This window comes from Pseudoalteromonas sp. TP27, from assembly GCF_056470645.1.
Genome location: NZ_JARDAK010000003.1, coordinates 399,983 through 422,680, shown reverse-complemented (window position 1 = coordinate 422,680; position 22,698 = coordinate 399,983). Strand labels below are relative to the sequence as shown.

Genomic DNA, 22,698 nt, shown 5'->3' with positions numbered 1-22,698 from the left:
CCGAAGCAACTTATAAATAAGTTACTTCTGTTGGTCACTCAGTTTTCAATTGAGACTCTAATTTTTTTGCCTCGTTACTTGCTCAATAAAGAACGAAGTAGGTTGGCTGTTAGAACTCAATCTGTACGAGTGCCCACACAGATGATTGCTTTATATTGTTAAAGAACGTTCTGAGTCGCTTTAGCGTCTCAAGGGATGCGAATAATACACCCTTTATTTTTCGAGTCAACACTTTGTTTTAAACTTTCTTTTTAGAAGATTTAAAACCGAAGTTTTATTTAACTCTCTGAGGTAGTGCGTGCCTCGCTATGCGTTGGCGTTTCCCGTCTCAGTGGGGTCGCATTATAGGGAGATTCGAGCGGGGGTCAATGTTTTATTTCAGCTTTTTGATAATTAAATGAATTTAGTATGAAAGCTATACAAATAAAGGGCTACGAGGCTTTTTATGCCTATTAAACAACCAATGTATGAGCGACAAAACTATGTGTATACATAAAATTATATTATTTGGCTCTGTTAGGTTAAGCCAACTAAAGTTAGTCAGTTGGCTTTTGATAAAATATTGCGTATGCCGTTAATTAAAAGCTGTAATTAACGCCTGCGTAATAGCGCCGACCCGAATAGCTCGAGTTAAGTAATCGTGCATCGGTATCATCACCTAAACGCGTTACCGATTCCGACTTAGTTAAATTAATAACAGCAGCTGTTAAACTTAGCCCTTCATACAAATTAACCGATGCATTAACGTCAACTTGCTCATAGGGATCTTGATATACATTTAAACCACTATTAAGGCCTAATACTGTCTCCCCTCGTTTGTTATATGAAGCGCGCACATTAAAAGCGTCACCTTCATAATAAACAGAAGTGTTGTACTGATACTTTGCACTACCTATTAATGCCGACTGACCAAATTCTTCACCATTTACAGTTACATCTGCTTTGTTAGTTTTGTTATAGGTGTAGTTTGCGTAAAAGCCAAAACCATTATCAAAGGCATGCTGGATAAATACTTCCGCGCCTTTAGATACCGCATCGGTACCATTACCTACAGTGCTATACGGAGCTATATTAATAATACCGGCATCCACTATGTTATTTTTACCGGCAAAACTTTGCTCTACATCTATTACCAGTGGCACAACAAAGTTATCTACTTTTTTATGAAAAAGCGCCAATCCAATAGCAGAACCCTCGCTGTAATAATACTCAATAGATAAATCTGCTTGAACTGATTCAAATGGTTTCAAGTTTTTATTTCCGCCACTACCGCTAAAACCAGGCAATTCATTAAATGCAGCTCTATCATCGGCCCATTCATCCGATACAAATGTAATACGCTGCTGCGCACCTAAATCGCTGTAGTCAGGACGAGACATTACTTTTGCTATTGCCCCACGTATAACTAAATCGTCGGTTGCATCCCACGCTATATTAAAGCTGGGTAGTATTTGAGTGTCTTTGTTTTGCTGAGTGACTAACTGATAGTCTTCTACAAAGCGTGCGTCACCTGTTTCTGGCTCACCTGTTGCATCATTTGTGTGATCTAATTGGTAGGTATATAAGTCGGTAGATGAAGTAAGTGTTTTTGTTTGCACAACACGCACGCCCAAATTACCTCTTACTTCACTAAACTCAAAATCGCCTTGAATATAAAAAGCAGATATTTTTTCTTCAATGTCGTAAACAAAGTTATCTTCAATACGTGTATAAGGAACATAATTAGCAGTGACCATATCGCGGTATTTATCCCAATCGATACTTGGCATTTGGTTTATATTAAAACCACCAGCAATATTACTCTCACTCGTAAATACATTTTGAGCTAATGGCATTCCACCATTCCACTGGTAGCTATCAAACTGTGTAATGCCTTGCTCGCTTGCTTCGCCTGCAGCAATATCAAAATTAGGATCTAAAAAGAAGGTATTGCCAGTTTCACGATGAAGGGTGGAGTTACGGTATTTGACACCGGTTCTAATTGTTTTTAAAAATCCCCAATCAACATAAAAATCCACATCAGCTTGGTAATAATCCTCTTCTAACTCACTGCGTACAAAACTTGAATTTGAAGAGCCCGCATCACGACCGCCTCCTATTCCATTTTGTAAGTTAGTTAATGTATTAGGGTCGATATTAAGTGATACATTATTTTGGTTGAGTGACCAGCCTGCCGTTTGAGCTGCATTTTGTATAGCAGTGGCGTTTTCGCCGGCGTTTGAACTTTTATATGCAGCCTCCCAGCTTTCCTCAGGTCCACCTTCAGATTTGGTATTACCCACAACAAAACGCGCTTTAAAATTATCGCCTTCATAAGTTAAATTAAAATCAAAAGTATCTGAAGTAGATTCTTCACGTACATAACTGCCGCGCATCCACGGAAACTGCATATCACTTTCAATACCGCTTGCCATCGCATCGTATTGCATACCTGTGACAATGGTGCCCGACTCATCAAGATTTACATCAGTTAAAAAATCAGAATTTAAAGACCACTCAGGTATATCAATCACAGATTCTGTTCTGTCTTGCCCGAGTGTAAAGCCAAAGTAATTAAATCCAAGCTCTAAACGATTTGTTGGTCGCCATTGCGTACTAAATTGAATTCCTTCACGCTCACGTTTTTCGTTAAGAACTGAACCTCGCACAACTTGTGGAAACCAAACGCCATTGTAACTATTACCGTTTGCATCATTAATAGCATCCCAGCCGTTATTGTTATCAACTGCGTTACCATTTATATCTGAAGGTTGTCCACCGCCCGTATAGCGCCATACATTTGCATCAGTTCCGCCCGAAAGTGTTCTGTTTGTGCGTTCCTGATAGGTATAGCCAACTAATACACCAAAGTTTTCGTCATCGTTTTTCCATGAATATAAACCCGTAAACTGTGGTTCGTATTCTTTTGTAACATCAGCGTAAGTACTCTCTACATTAAATACACCTGAGTTTGCATCCATACTCAAAGGCTTTCGGCTATGCATTAATACAGTACCACCAACCCCACCTTCATCTAAGCGTGCCTCTGGCGATTTATAAACCTCTACACTTTCAATCATCGAAGACGGTAACAAAGCATAGTCAAATGAACGCGAAGGCTCACCCGGGGAAGACGCAATAAAATTACCATTAAGCTGTGTAAAAGTAAGTTCTGAGGATAAACCACGAATACTGACTGATGAACCTTCCCCACCATCACGCTCAATTACCACACCGGGTACACGCTGAAGAGAGTCTGCTACATTTTTATCAGGGAATTTTCCAATATCTTCAGCGGTAATTGCATCAACCACAGAGCCTGACATACGTTTTACATCTAAGTTTTCGGCCATGCTTGAACGGATACCACGTACTTCTATTACTTCTATATCTTTTGTGTGCTGCGAGTTTTCGTTTTCTTGCGCTGCAAAAGCACACGTAGAACCCAAAGCAGAAAAAATTGATATATAAAGTGACGACTTACACAATTTTGAAAAAGGAAAAGAGTTTATACTTGTTGCTATCATGTGAGAGGCTGTTCCATTTAAATCTGCTCGTAAAGCTAAAGCGAGAAGTTAGTCCTTTTACGCAAATTATTTACGTAATGGCAAAAATTGCAGCCAAGTTTACACGGCCAAACTTAACCGTTTGTTAACCAACAACATAAAATCGGATCAATCCTCTTTTAACTGTATTTATACCTATTAAATGAAAGTTAAACCCCAACCCACACAAAAAAAGCTCAATTAACAAACTAAGAGAGGCTTTGCTGTGTTTAATAGCTTGATAAAATAATTACAGTGCACAGATCATCATAAAGTGTATATAAAAAACGAAGGAGGATAATTAGATGTGGCAGTCAGCAGTTTATACTTTAAAAAGCAAAACTACTGAATGATATTTGAAAAGTAACAATGCTAAATAGCGCCGGGTTTATTAAGCGAAGCAATAACCTCTGAAAGATCTAGGAGTGTCGGCTTTCCACCTAAATAATTTGTATCTATATGGTAACTATTGCCAACCCAGAAAGGTGCTTTAGTTGAGTTATGTCCATGTATTGAAAAGTCGACTCCATGACTTTTAACTACCTTATTTTGTTTAACTACTTCGCGATCCCACAATAAAGATTGCACAATCACTGATTTATCATCAGGGTAATTTTCCCAATCCCACGATTGTGCAAATGTATGAGACAACCCAATTTTATAACCACGATATTCAAGTACTATCGAAAGCGGCTTTGTTAGTAGCTCATCACACATAACATCGAGCTTTTCACTCGATACCGACTTATGCCAATTGCCACCATTGTCCGTCCATAATTTAAAAGCCGCTTTATCATTACTTAATAATGACTCCAACATTAAATGCTCATGATTACCTAATATCAAACATGCCTTAATTTCGTGTAAGTACGTAAATAAATCATATGTTTTATCCCCACGATCAATAAAATCACCTAAACAAAATAAAGTGTCGCATTGCGGGTTAAAATTTACGTTATTAAGTGCGCTTTTTAACGCTGGTAAATCACCATCAAGATCGCCAATTACAAATACTCGGCACTTATCATTTATGAACACGGCTTGTTTTGAAGATACAGCCTGAATAGCGTTAACACCTATATGCAAAATAGACTCCTATAGAATGCAATCTAAAACTTAGATTAATACTTGAGTTTATAAAGTCTTAAGGTAACACAATATTATTGATAATTAATGAAGGTAATAAGGTTTGGTTGAAATTGAAATACATAACAGCCAACTTTAGCTACAAGCTAATTGAGCTTTGTTGAGTAATATTTTTAGCTTATAGTAAGAAGTTAACTGCTAATACCTAGGCAAGCTATTAGCTAGTTAACAGCACATATTTATCAGCCAGTTCATCTAAGCTTTCACGCTTATTTGGATCAGGCTTTATACAGTCAATAGGGCAAACACTTACGCAAGTAGGTTTATCGTAATGCCCTACACATTCAGTACATTTACTAGCATCAATTTGATATATTTTAGCTCCCATATAAATAGCCTCATTAGGGCATTCAGGATCGCACATATCGCAGTTAATGCATTTATTATTTATGAGTAGAGCCATTTTTAAGCCTTTTAAATTAATATCATTATAAAACAAAAAGATAAGTAAAAACAAAGGTGTGTAAAGGCTAACTTTTGTGCAGTTCTAGTTTAATAAAAAACCGCTATTTTTCATTAAATCGTAACACAAATTAGTAACACAAATTTTTATTTTTGGGTGTAAATTACAGCCGCGAATTATGCCTATCTTTCTCTGTTGCTTTGTTGATCTTAATCAATAAAAATCGCCGCAAGGCCTTTATTTATATAGGTTTAATCAAAGTGAAAAAATCACTGTCAACGCTTACCAAAGCTCAATACACGAAAGCGAAACTAGAATGGAAGCAACTTAAATCGCCATTTTCTATGCAGCACATAAATCGCTGTGTTATTTTGGCCTCTCAAATCATCTTTTTCGAGGGAAAAGAAAAATCAAAACAAGAGGTTAAGAAGCAAGATACGAAGCGATTATCGAAATATGAGGCACAACACAATCTTCGTCTTATATTTACCCAATCTGGAACAGTCTCTTTTTACTCAGCATTCCCTAAATCATCTGGTATAGCGAATACTAAATTAGGAGAAGCACCTGAATTAACAATAGCAAAAGCACGTAGGCTTACTGAGCAAATGAAATATGGTATTTTAAATAATCATAATATTAAAACTGTGTTTGATGCTTATGAACAAAGCTTAATAGAGCGCCATAACACTGCACCTACCAAATTTGCAGCTTCATCGCTCAGAACATATCAATGCAGAATAAAAAAGCTCAGGCATCATTTCCCACTTAAGCGTGCGTTCCAGTCTCTTTCAGCTGGAGAGTTAGAAAAGATTGTAGATTTAATTATACAGACAGAGTCCAATAACCAGGCAATCGAGCTTTTTGCACAGATTAGAAGAGTATGGCGATTTGCTAAGAACAAATTTAACTCAGGTAAAAACCCAGCAGCTGATATCGATGACTTTTACGTATCTGACCGTGTAGAAAGCCCTCGTCCTTGCCAAGTTTATACTGACTTAGATTCAATAGCTGAATTGTGGATAAACCTCGCGTCTACACCAAATGTACATCAAAAAAATGCAGCTCGATTCATGATTTTGACAGGTATACGCCCTATTAATATTCCACAAATGAAGTGGGAGTGGCTCAATAGTATCGACTTTCCAACCTTAATTACCTTTCCGGCATCTGTTGTTGGGGTTCGTGGAGAAATGAAAAACCAAAAAGAATATAAGCTGCCATTAACCAAGGCCATGCGCGCCATTATTTTAGAGCAGAGAGCCTGGATGGAAAATGCATTACCCAACTGTAACCCTGATCATATATTTCTTCAGCCTCGCGATCTTAACAAACCATTTGCTAAAAGGTCGCTGGATAAGATCATTAAAGATTACTCACCTGTTGATGCAGTAAAAGGAGACCAAAGAAACATTGTAATGAAAGGATCTGCGGGTGCATTTTGCACAATGTGCCGAAGCTTTTTTAAATCCAATGCAAAAGCGATTATGGTTGCCAACGGCTATCATTTTAAACACGCAGAGGAACTCACAAGACTCGCGCTTCATCACCTAAGAAAAGAGGACGATCCAAACGGCTTAAACTATGATAAATCTGAAGAGCTATTTGGCACTTCAACAAAGCTAAAATTTAATGTATTCAAAATTCATGAAGCAAGTATTTTAAAAAGAGCCAAGGAACTCGAAAGCCAACAACTCAAACTTACAGGTATGCAAAGTAAACAAGCTAAAAACCTAAAAGAAAATAACGAAAAAAAAGCATTGAGAGATAGAATTAAAGCTCATTTAGTTCACAAAGGCAGTTATGTAAACTTCATTAATCAGCCACTTGGTGATACGGGTAGAGTAGCAAAAGATTTGATCTTAACAGCAGAGGGAAGAGCTGTCGTTGAGAGGTATTTAAGTGACCAAGAAGCCAAAGAAAAAAATAATTAAATAAAAGTTTAATTTCGACTTACCAAAGTTTTTGTAAAAAAAATTAATTTCATATCATTGCCTTATTAGAGCGATACCTCATCAGTTATTTGATGATTTTAACTTTTTTAAGGCTTATATATTAATGGCAACATCAGTATTAAATTCAATAAAACCATGTGAGGTCACGATTAAAAGTCGTGACCTTTGCATGGCTGAATTTAATGCATTTAAGCCACCGTACAGTGACGAGTCAATGGAAGAGCTAGCCAGTCTTGCGACTATTATATTAGCGCAGGACAAAGGTAGAAGGCTTTCAAAATATCAGCTTAAAGATCAAATAAGAATTGTATTCCAGCATGATGGCATTATTAAATTTTTTACTCATTTTAAAAAAGAACATGGTATAAAAAATATCAAGATTGGTGATTCTAATAATATGAGTTTTTCAGCAGCGAAATTAAAAGCGACCGAAATATACAAAAAGAACACCTCTAATTACACAATCGAATTTGTAGTGAGTAAACAAATAGAAAACTTACAGGCAATAAATAAACATAGCCCTAGCAAGTTAGCTGAAACCACAGTAACAACATACACCTCTTACCTTAATGCAATTCAAAATACCTTTGGTAAAAATACGTTATTTCAAATTATTACGCCTGAGATAATAGAAGCAACGCTTGACCAACTGCTAACAGAGAAAAGTGGTCCGCATGTGGCTAAGCTATTCGAGCAAATGAAAAAGCTGTGGGTGTTCGCAAAAAATAAATATAATAATGGCACTAATCCATTCCTAGAAGTAGATAAAAATTATATATCTTCTCGAACGGCGAAGCCTATTCCTTGTAAGGCATATACTGATATATCTCTAATTTCTCAGCTATACATAAACCTAAAAACAGCTAAAAATAATACATTAATAAATGCGGTACTACTGATGATGTTTACTGGGCTAAGACCCATAAATATTTGCAACCTTCGTCTATCGTATATAGATGATTTAAATAATCCTAAATTTTTAACGTTTCCTGAAACAACTCATACCACTCGCGGTGCTATGAAAAACCAAAAAGAGTTTAAAATACAACTCACACCCGAGATGAAAAAAGCAATACAACAAGAGTTAAAATTAAACCCAGACATAAACCGCACTTACTTATTTTGCAAGGTTAAAGACGACTCAAAACCCATTAGTAAAGAGAGTTTAAACCGAACTCTTAAATATCATGCGCCAAAAGACATGGTGGTGGCCTCGCGAGATAACATAAATATAAAAGGCTCAGCCGGAGCATTTCCAACTTTACTTCGCAGCTTCTTAAAATCGCATATGAAAGAAGTGCTAACTAAAAAAATTGGGTCATCAACAATTGCTGAAATTGAGTCTAAAAAAATGCTTCATCACTCTGTTTCAGATCACGATCCGATGAGTAAACATTATGACCACTCGAATAAAATATATAACACTGATATTAAGGCACTTTATAAAAACTTTTCCCTATTTGAGAAGGAAGTACTTAAAGAAGTAAAAATACAGGCTAAGTTAAAAATCAAAACGACTAAAAAATCATTTTTAAAATTAGATAATTCAAATAAATTGATCGCCAAAGTCAAAAGCACAATAAGTGCTTATTCCACTATCTGGGGTAATATAGTTCAGCAAACACAAAAGCTTAAAAAGAGCAGCCCTTTACAAATACTAGAGTAGCATTTACATATAGCTATACAGTTTTGTCTTTACTTACAAAGCCTATAAAGAGCTTTTACTAGGTAGTGCAGATTGGTTACGTATAAAAGCAGGAATATCAAAAATATCAGATTCTTTTGGTTTAGTGGCTACTACTTTGGAGCTTGACTCACTTTTAGTGTCATCAAGTATCATTTTTGAACTCGCGCCCGTAGCAATTACTAGCAGCTCATAATTGGTTGCTAAGCTTTCTATTTTTGACACACCACAAATAACCAACGCATTAGGACTTACCTGCTGACGCACTGTATCGGTAATGAGGTTGTAACTGCCTAGTGAAATTTCTTCCTTACAATTTACTTGTATTATCACACCTGTACTTGATGACATATCAACTTGATTAACTAACGGGTTATTGAGTGCTCCATCAAGCGCAGTAGTTAGCTCGCTTTCTTCATCGCACTTACCAACACCTAGTACTGCATCACCCTGGCAATCCATAATTTTAGCAAAATCGTTTAAATCAACATTAATAAGCCCTTGAAAACAAAGCATATCGATGAGTGATTTTATGAGTGAGTGGAGTATTTGGTTTGAGTGTTTAAACGCATAGAATAATCCTATATCGTTACCTAGCACTTCAATAAGTTGATCATTTGGGAGTGTAATAACAGCATTAGCATGTTCTTTTAGATCATTTAGGCCGGTATGAGCTATATTGCTTCTGAACTCGCCTTCACTACTAAATGGCAATGTAGCAACAAATATAATGGGTTTACCTTGCTCACTAGCAAGTTGTGCAATGTAAGGGCTGGCGCCAGTCCCAGTACCGCCACCCAGCCCTGTTGCACACAGAATTATATCGCAGCCATTAATAAGCGTTAAAAGTTGCTCTTTACTCTCTTCTGCCGCTTGCAGTCCAACTTTAGGGTCGGCACCCGCACCATATCCATGAGTTAGCTCAGCACCTATCAGTACCGCTTCATCACTCTGCGTATGCTCAAGTACCACTTTATCGGTATTAACGCTGTACAAGTGCGCCTGCTCAGACTCACGTTGTTCAAAAATACTGTTAAGCGTATTACAGCCACACCCACCAATACCAAATACACCAATCGATAAACCATCATTTTGTTGAATTAATTGAAACATAATCTAATCACTCCTTAACTTTTAAAGGAGCATAACAAATAGGTGCGTCAAAAATTGACGCACCTAAACTAGTTGGAGTTATTTATAAATGTTAGCGGCCGCTTTAAGCTTGCTAACAATTCTTTGCCGCAACTTTTCAGGTTTAATTACTTCTAGCCAATGAGAAAATTTAAATAATTCATCGGTTAATTGCTCGGTATCAATAGTCTGGTAAGTAACTAATACACTTTTTTCATCAATATGTTGCTTATCAGTCAGCTCGCCAAGCTCAATAAACTCTTGATTAACAGCAGAGTGTTTGGGGACTTTTATAATTAACTCAATCCCTTCTTGCAACATGCCTTTGTTAATCGCACTACGTAACGACTTTAACTGCCCAATACTTGGCTCACGTCGTGTCTTTTGCAAAGTGTGTATATTGCGTATACGGTAAACCGGCATTTGATAGCATTTATCGTGAAGCGTCCCCACCATAAACTGCGCCATCAACACACCGCCTTGCTCAACTAAGTTGTAAAAACTCAACTCAGCAAACTTCAACCAATGTGCTTCATCGTAAAGTACCCTATAAAGTTCAGCGCTCACTGCACGCTTATGCTTAATCGCATGCTCAATTTGTGCCACTAACTGAGCATCAATATTCACTTTTAACGAAGGCTTAGGAAGGGTTGCAAGCCAGTCAGGTACATGCCCATTAAAACGTTTAAGCGCCTGCTCTGCTTTAATATGCACTGACTGCTTAACATCACTGGGGGTCGAGTGTGGTAATAACTGCTCCAACAATAAATAATGTTCAGCCACTTCACTGCCCATTATTTTTAAATTACCACCTCGCCACTGCGAATTAATAGACCAACCATACGGTTTACTGCGCGTGTCTTTTTCAAGGCCAAAACAACCTTGCTCGTAAAGTGATTGCAGGTCACGTTGGAGCATACGGGTTGAAATATCAAAGTCACGTTCAAGCAACTTTTGCTGCAACTGGTGGGTCGAGATAGAGCTTGGTGCTATTGGCACAAGCTCTAAAATTGAAAAGTGACGGCGTGAATTCATTGATTAACTTTTATATCAATATTCAAAACCATACTTTTCTCGGTGGCACTTCATGTATTCGTGTGTTTCTGGCGGCATTTTAAGTTGCATACTTTTATCAATCGATAACTTATTTAAATCTGTTTCGCTTATCAAGCCTGATATCAAGATAAAACCATTCGAGTCAAAGCTTATCAAGCCTTTATCAAATAACGCATCTAAATGTGCAGCAAGTAACAAACCATTGAACGGGTCTATCCTTTCATGGGCCTCAGCATCGCGCCAAGCCTTGATATGTGAAGCGCGAAGTAAATCTCTGCATTTTATGCCTGTTAAAGCGCAGCCTTTCCAAATATCATCTAAAGCCGCTCTATATTTACCTTGCCCGATTCTAACTTTAACGAGAGCATCTTTTTCCGTTTCATCTAAATTTTTAGATCCAACTATTTTATCGATCGCTTCATCTATTGTAGCTTCTTGTATCACACCAACATCGATATGCTTCCCAGCCGATAAGGGCGTAATTAAATTTGTCGAAAGTACTTTAAGCAAGTGTTCATAGCTAGCTTTATTTTTAGATTCTACCTCAAATTTCAATTTTAATTCACTTTCAGCAGGTTTTTTCGACTTAATAGAAAAATTAAGCTCACTTGGAATTCTTTTTATTACTGGCAGTGTTATTTTTACAACACAGTGACTTTGGTTACATTTGATACTTAATCTCGGCCCAACTGAATCTCTACCGTATTTGAAAACCAGATTGTTATACCAACCATATGGAAAGCTAGGTTCTCTATACTTCTCAAGAAACCCAAGTAGTTCTTTAGTCAACTCATAAACTTTAGGATGCTTGTCGAGCCACTCTTTAGTTTTCTTTCTTTTAGTTAAATCTGGAGTCCTTTCAGTCTTCTTTAATTTTGATAAATTTGTGTTTTTCTTGTCGTTCATAACGTTCTTCCAATTAAAATAAAATACAATGAATTACACAACTTTGTAACTCTACATTTAAATAACAAACCCTATCTTCTGCTTTCCGCCTTCTTTTAGGTCGTTTTGTTCTTGTAAAATCGATAACATTCGCTCTTGAGTCATTCGTTTTTTTGAAAACCTCATTTGCCTTTTTACAATCGCAAAATCACCTGGTGTTAGCTTTGTAAGCTTGAACAATTCATGCATTAAGTGCTTTTGTAACACTCCTGGGCCTAATGTATCTTTAAATAATTGCTTAGCCTGTACCGGAGTCAAATAGGTTAAATTTAAATTAAAATCAAATCGCCTCATCACCGCTTTATCTAAATTTTTAGCAAAGTTAGTTGCTGCAAAAAGTGGGAGTTGAAATTGCTCCATATGGCAAAGTAATTCATTAACTGTTTGCACTTCCCAACTTGCCGCCGCTTGTTCGCGGCTGCATAGCAAGCTATCTGCCTCATCAATAAATATTGCACTTCCTTCTTGTGTAGCTTGTTTAAATAGTTGAGCAATATTCTGTTCACTTTCGCCAACCCACTTACTTAATAAGTCAGAGGCTTTGACTGAAATGAGTTTAAAATCAGCTTTTTCGCATAAGTAATTTACAAAAGCTGTTTTACCTGTACCAGGCGGGCCCGTTAGCAAAGTTCGTGAACTCGCATATTCAATTACAGCCTCTTCTACCTGTTCTAGCGATGCATACTCAGACTCTATATTTACCATTTTAGGATTAAATTTTTGCGCTGCTTGATACGTCAGCTCGTGTGTTGAAAAGCCGCATGCAGTTAAAGTATCTTGAATATTCTCTTCTATGCAGTCACGCGCGGTTTGTGCTTTAAATCCGCATAACCTAGCTACATGAACAGCTTTAGCAATATGAGCTGGCAATAAGTTTTGTTGGGCAGCTAATTTACTTATAAAACTGTTACCAACACTCAAACCTTTAACATATTTGCCAATCATTTTTTCTTTAGTTGTTTTGTTTAGCTCAGGAATTTCGTAAACAATATTAAATCGCCTAATAACGCTCTGTGGTAAATCTTCTAGATGGTTAGTGATCCAAATACTCACTACAGGGTGGTTTTCAATATAAGTATGAAGTAACTCCTTTGAGAAGCTTTTAGAGAATAAATCACGCTCAAAAATGTTTTCACACTCATCCAGTAACAGCATTGTTTTTTTACGTTTACCTACCAACTTACTCACCACATTAAAGTGCTCTAAACGCAACTCAGAGCTTGCGCTTCGGCTATCGAGCTCGTTTGTTGGGCTTATTAAATTACTACCTTTAGCTTGCACCTTAAGCAACTGCGAACCACACGCTTGCGCTATATATTTCGCCAATGAAGTTTTACCCGAACCTGGCACACCATAAAATAGAATACTTAATGCTTGATCACCCGTCTCAGTCGCATTTTGCGTAGCTTTTAGTAAAGTATTTAAATCTAAGTGAGATAAATCAGCAGCGCTAAGTTCAGAAGCTTCACAAGGAGAGACCAAGTTAGATAAAATATCACTTTCACTATTTAACTTACCCTCGAGAAGACTTTTAGCAATTGCGTTTGGTAATATTAAAAACTCATCTTCCCCAGCAAATATCTCCATATCCATTGAATACATGCCAGATTCAATAATTAATCCAATTTGCTTGTTGAGTAGTGCTTCATCAATACCAATCACATAAGCTATTTTTTCTAAAATAACGCTCGCGTAATCGTCACGTAAGTATTCGACAAGTTCGCGCAATGGCTTACTGAGCGTCATGCAACACGAAAAAATAACTAATGGAGTTACCGCTTTTGGTAGATCAAACGCTTTACAAAATATATGCACATTTTTTTGTAACGTTTTAGGCATTGTGTTTAATGCTAAATGATCTAATCGCAAGATCAAATCATCAGCATCTAAGCCCTGTAAATTTGTATAGCTAAAGCCCGAAATGTTACATAAAGCCTTTTTAAATAGCTTATCTTGCCAAAGCTCTTCTACGTCGAACTCTTCTAATAATTCAGTGGAAAAGTGTGCCACAATACGTTTTAATTGAGGGGTTGTGTTCATGCTATGTACCTAGTTATTGTTAATCAATGAGTACATAGTAGCTGGGTGAAATATTTTTAGATCACGTAAGAAAAGCAAACACAAAACGGCATAAGCCATTGAACTTAAAGTAAATAAAAAAGGTTTTTCTTTTTTTATTTAGAAAAACAAACGTAAAAAAATAAGTGTTTGTTTTATAATGAATATTATAGCAATATACAGACTATAACGTTGAAATGGACTTTATATGGAAGAAGTTAATTTAAAACCAGGCTCGGTAGATAACCCTATTGTTTTAAAGAATAAGCATCAAAATACTAAGCTCACTCAAAAGCATCTAAAAAATAGTAAAATCTATATACATAGACCACTACTGCAAAAATATACTAAAAATAACAATGGTGAGAAAGGGTTTTCTTTTGACAAGGCTCCCGATAGTTTTGAATCTTTTACCAATAACGTGATTTCAAATCCCAATTTGAAACCTATTGATATTAAAGTAGCTTTAGGATTATTTAATATCTTAGATCAAATCAGTGCAGGTGAAGGAGTTGTTTTTATTTGCAGTACAAATGAACTTGTATATCAATATTATGGTGAAGATAATTTAGAGGTTCACTTTACAAATATGCACACCGCCGATATTGAACTGACTCCGCTTCATGAACTCATATCAAAAAAGCTCAACTCAAAAATTAGTAACGACAGCTTAAACAAGGTTTTAATTAGACTTGATAGCTTTCACTATATAAATGTCACGCCCATTACTTACCAAAATTCGGAACTTGGTATCAACGATAAATCATTAAAAAAAGGAAAAGCATATCTAAAATTTATAGAGATTAACGATATGATGAACTCTAAATGCTTAGAAAAAATTTGGATTTAGGGAAGCATTCAAACTTTATTTAGCACTACATAAACTTGACTCCCACTAATAAAGAAAACTCTAAGCTCTGTAAATAAAACAGATACCTCAGTAGTGTTTCTAATCTAATACTTGTCGAAATTAACGACATGATAAATACAAAAAATTTAACTAACATTTGGACCAGATGTTTTTTAGGTACTTATAATTAGCTAAAACGCGCAATTTAATAAATTTACATTTTTACAAACACCGATAATTTTTAGGGAAATAAAATGATACTCATAAAAGCAGGAACTAGGTTTGACATTGATGAGGTGGCGCATTATGTATACTTACTCATCAGAAGCCGTCTTAACGACGATATAATAATAAATGAAGTCGAATTTAAAAAAGTAATTTATCAAATCCAAGCATCAATTGGCGACTTTGATTTATGGAGTTTAGTAAATGGGAGATTTAGGTTTGGTGTACATAAATACCCTGTAGCTGGAAAGCTTTGTAAAAAGAATAAAGGCGCAGGTGTTTTCACTTTAAAAATAACAAATAAAAAAGCAGCTCTTTACATTGCTGGAGACGACAAGGTTAAAAAAGTAGTTCATGAAGAAATGGATTTAGATGGCGAGTCTAAACATCAGATAGAGTTAACAGGTAATATAAATACAAGTCATGCTATTAGTTTCATAAAACAAGCAGTAAATACAGATAAAGTGCAATCACGCTTAATTACTGTTGACAATACAAACCCAACCGATATTTTTTATAGCTACCTTTCTCTTGATACTATATCTTTGCAAGAGATAGAAACACTTGAGGATAGAGACACAAACGATAAGATTCGCCTAGTTTATGTCCGAGTAGGTCAAGGCCCGTTTAGAAAACAACTTTTAAGTATTTATGGTGAAACTTGTTTTATGTCGGGAAAATGCCCTGCGGAATCACTGAATCGCCCCGAGTTCATCGGAGACCAGTTTGTTTAAGTCAGGCCACTTTACCTGACTCGTTTAAATTATCATAGTAGTCTGTTTCATATTGAGCTGGTGAAATATACCCAATTGAAGATAATAGGCGTTGATTATTAAACCAATTAACCCACTCTAACGTTGCGTATTCAACAGCATCAACATTCTTCCACGGGCCATTTCTGCGAATAATCTCTGTTTTAAATAATCCATTTATTGTTTCAGCCAATGCATTGTCATAAGAGTCACCCACACTGCCTACAGACGCTTGAATTCCAGCTTCAGCAAGTCGCTCAGTGTATCGTATAGACAAATATTGGCTGCCTCTGTCGCTGTGGTGAATTAACCCTTCGGGGTTGCCACGATGCCAAATAGCTTGCTCTAACGCATCAAGAATAAGCTCTGTGTGCATTGTCGTTGATACACGCCAACCTACAATGTATCGTGAAAAAACATCTATCACGAAAGCGACATAAACAAACCCACTCCATGTGGCAACATAGGTGATGTCAGCTACCCAAAGTTGATTTGGCTGCTCAGCAGTAAATTGACGATTAACTAAATCAAGTGGCTTATCTTGTTGCTCGTCAGGTATCGTTGTCTTATGTGCTTTACCCCGACGAACACCTTGAATTCCCATAACTCGCATCAATCGTTCGACTGTACAGCGGGCGACTTGATGGTCGTCAAGCTGTAGCTGCTTCCATATTTTTCTTGCACCATAAACTGACATATTATCCTCCCACACTTCGCGAATGAGTATTATCAGCTCAGCATCACGCTTTTTGCGGTTAGACAGTCGCTCAGGCTCTCTTTGTATCTGTTTATGAGAATAATACGTTGATGGTGCAATCGGCAATTCCTTGCAAATTGACTCGACACCGTAATGCTCTCTGCAAGCATCAATAAAATCCACTATTACTTCTGTTTGCGGTCGAGCTCCGCTTGGGCGAAAAAAGCGGCAGCTTGCCTCAGGATATCATTCGTTCGCTTGAGCTCTTTATTCTCGCGCTCTAAGACGGCAAGGCGTTCTTCAGTTGATTGCGTATTAGAAGAGGGTTTAGACGGTTGAGCTTGAGATTTCTTGACCCATGCTCTAAGTGTTTCTGGGGTACATCCCAGTTTATCTGAAATCGATACTAGCGCAGCCCAAAGAGAAGGGTATTCATGCTGTTGTGTGGTAACAAGCCTAATTGCACGTTCACGAAATTCTGATGTATAGCGATTTGATTTTTTCATAGTTCCAGTTTCTCAAGTTATTGAGTCTCTGGCAAACACGGGGCGATTCAATATGCTTGTTGTTCAATTCTATTTCTCTATCAATACGCTCTATTTCATCTTGTAGATTGCGTTTTTCTGAGCCTAGCTCTGCATGGGTTAACTTCATTTCAAAGGGTATTTTTTCTATTTTCAACGATTGTATCTTAGCTTTATAGGCCTTCGTTCGCTCTCTGACTAGCTCGTGTACTTTATTTTTAATTTCTAAGTTTCTATTAAATTCATTTAGACCTTCATTAACACTACCTAAAAAATTACTTGTGCCTAGTAGCGCCTGAGTAGCTGCAGATTTACTATCATCATAAACTTTCTGTACCTCAGCCTTTGGTTTTGTGCACTTCATGATTAGTCCTGAAATGACCAAAAGTGGTAGAGCTATATAGGTTAGATAAACCCCTACATAAGTAACAGTAAATAGTGTTATCAAATAAAGTGCTAATGTAAGCCAAAAAACAAAGCTTGCTTTAGAATGCATATAAATTAATCCTTTAAAATTAAAATTTCTTATCTAATTTGACGCTGAAAATTCTCAAAGTTATTTAAGGCGTCGAATGCAGTAAATACAGTCCAACCGTGTCTTCTTAATATATTAGAATTACTCATATTAATAAGCACCGCTACTTTACGCCTTGGCCAGCAAAGATCGATAGAAACAAATGTTTCTTTATCTTGAATAACAACCCCTAGCTCAGCACCTGGTAACCTAGTCGACTCACATTTTTGTAAAAGGCCATCTAATGCTGTATCCGCGCACTCTCGCAGATTATTGTAATTAAACACGTCAAACTTATGTTGCTCACGTCTTAGCTGGTTTATTTTAAGAATATCTGAGTTGCTTACATATATATGGTCATGATGTGGTTGCTTTTTATGGCAATCTGCACAAAGTACTCTCAAATTATCTCGTTCATTATCTGCTTTATTCCCATTGATATGATGAGTATGTAAGAGCCTTTTTTCAGATTTAAGGTCAACGCCGCATTGCTCACATGTGTAATTTAAATCGCTTCTTAACTTAGCCGAAATTGATGGCCAATCTGGCGTATAACCGCTTGTGTGTTTCTTACTGTTAACAGGCAAACTTTTAAAGTAGGAGCTATAAACTTCGAAGAATTGTTCAAACGAAAAACTATTAAATACTTGATTTTTAACTTGAGGACTTTGCGTAGAGTAACCCTTGTAATTGAGAATTTTTAAGCAGTTTTTACATACACCTAAATCAGCTTCCCCCTCTGTATTAGAGCCTCCTCTGTAGCTTGAGCCAAATACAGGAAAAAAGCCATCAACGCGATTAATTACATCATAGCGTTTAAACCGGCCTGTTTCTCGCATCAACTCAAGAGTAGAGCACTCTGCCACATGGATACGTCGTCCCAATTTACCATTAGACAACACTGCTTCAATATCATCTCCTTGATCTGGTATATAAAGCATAACCTGATGGCCATCATAGTTTAGTACACCGTTTGACCCATCAATTTCATCTAACTGTACATCTTTACCTAAAATCATCCCTTGATTAAGATGACTGCCAATGCTTTCGAGTTCAGAAGCATCACTGGTAATAGAAAAGTCTGTAACAACTTGCCCTAAAGGTGCTACCGCTCTATGTAACGCACTAAAATCAACTGTTAGCTTCATTACTGCGCCTCCAGTATCCGTTTTATTTGAATATCAGCATTAGTAATAGCCCTAAAGGATACACGCCTTGACCTTGCAGCATCTTCCACTCCATTCTCTTTAATTAAACGTGAAGATGAAAAACCAACTGCAGCAATATTAGCTTTAATCCAATCAGACTCATTAGGCATAAGTGCATAGCCATACTCTAATACAGAACGTGTTCGACCCTGAGATAGTCGCATATTATAAAAATATGCTTGCGCTTCTGTAGAGCCTCTTAAACCAACACTCGAAGTATGACCCTCAATACGAATTTCATCTAAAGAGTCCCTAAACGGAGCAAGCACGTTGATATATCGAGGGAAAAAGTCGTTTAATATTTCTTTATATGCGTCACTTAATCTAGTTTCATTATTAGCAAATAAAACATCAGGAGATTGAAAATTGAACGCTAACGTTTCTTTGTCTATTGTTGCTCCCCACTTATCAAGGTCTTTTTCAAATTCGCTTTCTAGAGCTTCATATATAGCAACTTGGTTTTGTTGGTAAGCAACAGCAACATCTTTAATCTTGTCGTTTTCTTTTTGAGTTATCATCATAAAAACAATAGCTATAAACAAGAATACAACCATTAGACCGGCCATCAAATCTGATACAGTTAACCAATGGTCACCACTATCTTGAGAGGTGTTTAGAGAGCCAAATATCTTTTCCATTACATTACTCGCTGACTTACAACTTCATTCATAGCTTTAGTTAGCTTAATGTAATCATCAACAAATTTACCGCTTACCTGCGCAAGTGCCTTACCCATTTCGTTCATTACACGGTTTATTTCTTGCTGCATCGCAGTATCAATAAGTTTTAGTTGCGAGTCTACAGCTTCCCCAGTCATACCAACCTGCTTTTTAACCTCATTTTCCATTGCGTCAAAGGTACGTTTAGCTTGGTTAATTTGCTGTGTAGCTGCATCGTCAATCACTTCATTAAGGCGTTGCTGAAGTTTTTCTGCAGACTCAACTACAGTGTCACGCACCTGCTCTGTATCTGTCACAAGGTTTTGATTAGCTTGCTTCATAGTTGAAGTAATATCTTTAGCGTCATCTACTAATTTTTCAATCATGTCACGCATATTGTTATTTAAGTCAGTCACCGTATCTTGTAGGTGCTGCTTAATTACTTCAGTTTGCGACTGTAAATGATCGGATGTTGTCTTTAAGCTTTCGTTGGTTCTAGCTGTATTATCTGTAAACTCATTACCTGCTGTTTGGATTTCTTTACCAATCTTGTCTGAGCTTTCTATCAAACGATCGCCAACACTATTAATGCCTTTCTCTGTTTCATGAGCAAACTTGTCTAATAAATCATTAGATGTCTGAACGTGAGTTTTTATGTAATCGTCTGATTGTGTAAGAAGGGTTTTATAATGGTCACTCGCTGTTGTTACAGCAGCCGATATATCGTTTACTGTAGCTTCAACTTGTTTTTGAATTTGCGGGACGGCTTCAACAGCTTTGTCGCGCATATCTTTAAAGGCCTCTAGATGGCGTTCAAGCTCAGCTAATTGATGTTGATTAACCTCCATAACGCCTTTTAATTCACCCATAGATTGAGGAATTATTTGGCTTTGCTCACTAATATGAGCAACAGATGACTCAGTAGCAGAAATAGAAGCAACACCATGAGCGTATTGTTCACTCATTTCTTTAAGCTGAACTTTATAGTTTTCTTGCCATTCAACTAATTTAACTACCGCTTCATTTAATTGTTTAAAGTTATCACCAAACTGCTCTGTTAAGTTATTATTAAAATCACTAATCACCTGTTTTAGCGCTTCAATAACTTGCTCTGTAGCTGACTTTGATAAAGTATCTGCAAAGTCTTGTAGTTTAAGCCATAGCTTTTCACTAAACGCCTCAAAGTTTTCTTGTTGTTTTACAGCTTGTTCTTGGGCAATATTAATCGATGTTTTTGCATTATCATTAATATCACCACGTAATATTTTTAATTGCCCAAACAGTGTTGACTCTTCATTACCAACAATCGCCTCTTTTAAAACTTTTGTTTCTGCAACCTGCGCTTGCATAGCACCTAATATCGCCTCAGGTGTTGCATGAGAAAAGCTATCTTCTAGTTGCTTAGGTTTTAAGAACGAAAACGTAGACAGGGTTTTAAACACTAAAGATAAAAATATACCCGCTAAACTTGTAATAAATGCCGTTTTTAAACCCGCTAGTAATAACGGAATACTGGCCTCTATATCACTTTGGTTGAATTCTAATAAACCAAGAACTATACCTAAAAAAGTACCAAATATACCCATAGTAGTTAATAGTGTTGGAACAAACTGAACAAACTCAACTTGCTTAGCTTTTTTGGTGTAAAACAAACCTAAACCAAAAACAAAAAGCATTAAAATTAAAACAACACCACTAACAACGTTTGTATCAAAACCGCGTAGTAAACTTTCTAGTATATCCATATGATTTATCTTTTGTACTCTCGTAATTAAATAAACAACTACTTTGAAACCTCAAAGCAGAAAACACGCATTAATAGCAAGGAAAAGAATCATAAAGAGGTATAAAATTAACAGTGGGGATATGGTAATACTGCTTGGCTTTTATCCATAAAATCTTTAAGTTCCCTTTCGCCATCCACAACTAAAATAAAGCAATACTTTAGTCGTGGCGAGATAGTATATAAATCAACTGTGATAAGCAAAAAAATAATGATAAACCACTAAAAAAGCAGGCTATACAACCGAACTTTAAGCTTAAATTCAGTAACCTTAACTGTTTAGGCAATATTAACCATTAATTATCAGCCGAGTTCTCTACTAACTCCGACTTATCAATATCAAATGGTAATACTTTAAGTGTAAGGCCGTTATCAAAAATAAAATCAGGCAAGGGCTTTAAAAATTGAGGTGTCATAGGGTAGATCAGCCAAATCACTGCGGGTTCTAATTCATCCTTTTGGTAAGTTTGGTTATAGGCCAACATCTGGTACATATCACTTTCACTTATTCCATACTTTTTGTTAGGTAAGTTTTCATCAATCACCTTCCACTTTGTATCACCAATAATTAATTTATTTTCTGCTTGAATATGTATGTCAGGCTTTAATTGGAAAAGCTTGCCATCATTAGTACGTTTTTTACTGTCGCTAGGCGTATGGCTTATTAAGTATTGACTGCTGGTTTGTGTTTGTATGTCATAATTTTGAAATTGTTTTTTCAGACAAATTGGTACGTAATCCTCAAATACGCGTTCCATAGGAAATAATATAGACAACATGCTTTTTGAACCGTTTACCGATGTAGGGCTTTGATCTTTAAAAATCATCTCTATCCACGGTCTAATCGCTTCATAGTGAGATAAATGCCTGCCCCGTTGCCAAGCATTGAGATCCTGCCATATAGCCTTTGAGCTTGTTACTTCTTCAAAATGAAATAGTAACTCCCTGCAAAGATGTTGCGTTTTTGCTGTCACGCGCCTGAGCGACCAGAGCAAAGCACTTTTAATTAATCGGTTTTCAGGGCGATTAGTTGTCAGCTCATCAAAGGCTATAAAATGATGGTGTTTATTAACTAAGTTATGCCTGATTTGCTGACTAACCAATATTCTCCCTTTAATAAAAGGCTCATTACTTTCATGCGTTTCATACTGCCTTGCCACACCACGCTTAATTAATAAGCTTATTTCTTGCAAAAACAATTGTATGAATACATCAAGTAACGGCATTTTAGCCATATCTAACGATGCATTGTCAGCAACCTTACCTGGTAAATAACGCGTTGCCTTTAACATCTTTATGAGGTTAGAGCGATTACTATTAATACCACTTTCATCACTCTCACTATGTACGCTTTTTCGATGTATTTTAGGCAATATTTCAATTTGATCGCCGCAAGGTAGACAAATGACACCAAAGTAGTTTTGGCAAACTAGTACCTCTTGTCGCTTTTCAAAGCCATATCTAAATAACTTATCATGGTCTGCCTCACTGCAAGTTAACAGCTGTTTGAGCGCTTCAAATTGAGAGTGTTCTAAGTTTAAATGATCACCCTCATATTTAGTAATATTACCTTTATACAAGCGA

17 protein-coding genes and 1 other annotated feature are annotated in these 22,698 nt (G+C 36.6%); of the genes, 4 read left to right on the top strand and 13 right to left on the bottom strand.

Features of this window, described 5'->3' with window-relative positions:
* Positions 1–578: 578 nt before the first annotated feature.
* From PX700_RS06465 to PX700_RS06455, 3 genes are all read right to left on the bottom strand, one after another.
* On the bottom strand, positions 579–3,506 hold the full coding sequence (locus PX700_RS06465; protein ID WP_479520246.1) for a TonB-dependent receptor: 2,928 nt from the start codon (positions 3,504–3,506) through the stop codon (positions 579–581).
* A gap of 390 nt (positions 3,507–3,896) precedes the next feature.
* Positions 3,897–4,610: a metallophosphoesterase gene (locus PX700_RS06460; RefSeq protein ID WP_479520245.1), complete on the bottom strand. Its 714-nt coding sequence runs from the start codon at positions 4,608–4,610 to the stop codon at positions 3,897–3,899.
* A gap of 217 nt (positions 4,611–4,827) precedes the next feature.
* Positions 4,828–5,073 (bottom strand): YfhL family 4Fe-4S dicluster ferredoxin, encoded by a 246-nt coding sequence (locus PX700_RS06455; RefSeq protein ID WP_024594128.1) that lies wholly within the window; start codon positions 5,071–5,073, stop codon positions 4,828–4,830.
* Between the two features lie 260 nt (positions 5,074–5,333).
* Between PX700_RS06455 and PX700_RS06450 the strand changes: the two genes are divergently transcribed.
* Together PX700_RS06450 and PX700_RS06445 are read left to right on the top strand one after the other, a co-directional pair.
* On the top strand, positions 5,334–7,007 hold the full coding sequence (locus PX700_RS06450; RefSeq protein ID WP_479520244.1) for a tyrosine-type recombinase/integrase: 1,674 nt from the start codon (positions 5,334–5,336) through the stop codon (positions 7,005–7,007).
* Positions 7,008–7,242: 235 nt separating this feature from the next.
* Complete coding sequence (locus PX700_RS06445) at positions 7,243–8,694, top strand: tyrosine-type recombinase/integrase (protein ID WP_479520243.1); 1,452 nt, start codon at positions 7,243–7,245, stop codon at positions 8,692–8,694.
* 42 nt (positions 8,695–8,736) lie between these two features.
* On the opposite strand, the gene PX700_RS06440 is transcribed toward PX700_RS06445, so the two are convergent.
* The 4 genes from PX700_RS06440 to PX700_RS06425 form a co-directional block, all read right to left on the bottom strand.
* The gene (locus PX700_RS06440) at positions 8,737–9,825 is read right to left on the bottom strand and encodes a cell division protein FtsZ (RefSeq protein WP_479520242.1); all 1,089 of its coding nucleotides are present in this window, start codon (positions 9,823–9,825) and stop codon (positions 8,737–8,739) included.
* Positions 9,826–9,903: 78 nt separating this feature from the next.
* Positions 9,904–10,878 (bottom strand): helix-turn-helix transcriptional regulator, encoded by a 975-nt coding sequence (locus tag PX700_RS06435; protein WP_479520241.1) that lies wholly within the window; start codon positions 10,876–10,878, stop codon positions 9,904–9,906.
* A gap of 15 nt (positions 10,879–10,893) precedes the next feature.
* Positions 10,894–11,805, bottom strand: coding sequence for an HNH endonuclease (locus PX700_RS06430; RefSeq protein ID WP_479520240.1), 912 nt, complete (start codon positions 11,803–11,805; stop codon positions 10,894–10,896).
* Positions 11,806–11,862: 57 nt separating this feature from the next.
* Positions 11,863–13,884, bottom strand: a complete 2,022-nt coding sequence (locus tag PX700_RS06425) for an AAA family ATPase (RefSeq protein ID WP_479520239.1) — start codon at positions 13,882–13,884, stop codon at positions 11,863–11,865.
* A gap of 226 nt (positions 13,885–14,110) precedes the next feature.
* Here PX700_RS06425 and PX700_RS06420 point away from each other — a divergent pair, with 226 nt between their 5' ends.
* Together PX700_RS06420 and PX700_RS06415 are read left to right on the top strand one after the other, a co-directional pair.
* Entirely contained in the window at positions 14,111–14,752 is a 642-nt protein-coding gene (locus PX700_RS06420) for a hypothetical protein (RefSeq protein WP_462674319.1), read from the top strand.
* A gap of 254 nt (positions 14,753–15,006) precedes the next feature.
* Entirely contained in the window at positions 15,007–15,711 is a 705-nt protein-coding gene (locus PX700_RS06415; RefSeq protein ID WP_479520238.1) for a hypothetical protein, read from the top strand.
* Between the two features lies 1 nt (position 15,712).
* On the opposite strand, the gene PX700_RS06410 is transcribed toward PX700_RS06415, so the two are convergent.
* The 6 genes from PX700_RS06410 to PX700_RS06385 form a co-directional block, all read right to left on the bottom strand.
* A protein-coding gene (locus PX700_RS06410; RefSeq protein ID WP_089368775.1) for an IS3 family transposase occupies positions 15,713–16,932 on the bottom strand; the annotation gives its coding sequence in 2 pieces (ribosomal slippage) (positions 15,713–16,653 and positions 16,653–16,932; 1,221 coding nt in all).
* Positions 16,538–16,654 (bottom strand) — a sequence feature (AL1L pseudoknot). Its footprint overlaps the gene before it by 117 nt.
* The gene (locus tag PX700_RS06405; RefSeq protein WP_479520237.1) at positions 16,895–17,446 is read right to left on the bottom strand and encodes a hypothetical protein; all 552 of its coding nucleotides are present in this window, start codon (positions 17,444–17,446) and stop codon (positions 16,895–16,897) included. Before PX700_RS06405 ends, PX700_RS06410 begins: the two co-directional genes overlap by 38 nt.
* 29 nt (positions 17,447–17,475) lie before the next feature.
* A complete protein-coding gene (locus PX700_RS06400) occupies positions 17,476–18,612 on the bottom strand; it encodes an HNH endonuclease (RefSeq protein ID WP_479520236.1) in 1,137 nt (378 codons plus the stop codon).
* Positions 18,612–19,310: an OmpA family protein gene (locus tag PX700_RS06395; RefSeq protein ID WP_479520235.1), complete on the bottom strand. Its 699-nt coding sequence runs from the start codon at positions 19,308–19,310 to the stop codon at positions 18,612–18,614. Before PX700_RS06395 ends, PX700_RS06400 begins: the two co-directional genes overlap by 1 nt.
* Positions 19,310–21,076 (bottom strand): MotA/TolQ/ExbB proton channel family protein, encoded by a 1,767-nt coding sequence (locus tag PX700_RS06390; RefSeq protein ID WP_479520234.1) that lies wholly within the window; start codon positions 21,074–21,076, stop codon positions 19,310–19,312. Before PX700_RS06390 ends, PX700_RS06395 begins: the two co-directional genes overlap by 1 nt.
* 334 nt (positions 21,077–21,410) lie before the next feature.
* Positions 21,411–22,694, bottom strand: a complete 1,284-nt coding sequence (locus PX700_RS06385) for an McrC family protein (RefSeq protein ID WP_479520233.1) — start codon at positions 22,692–22,694, stop codon at positions 21,411–21,413.
* Positions 22,695–22,698: the final 4 nt, after the last annotated feature.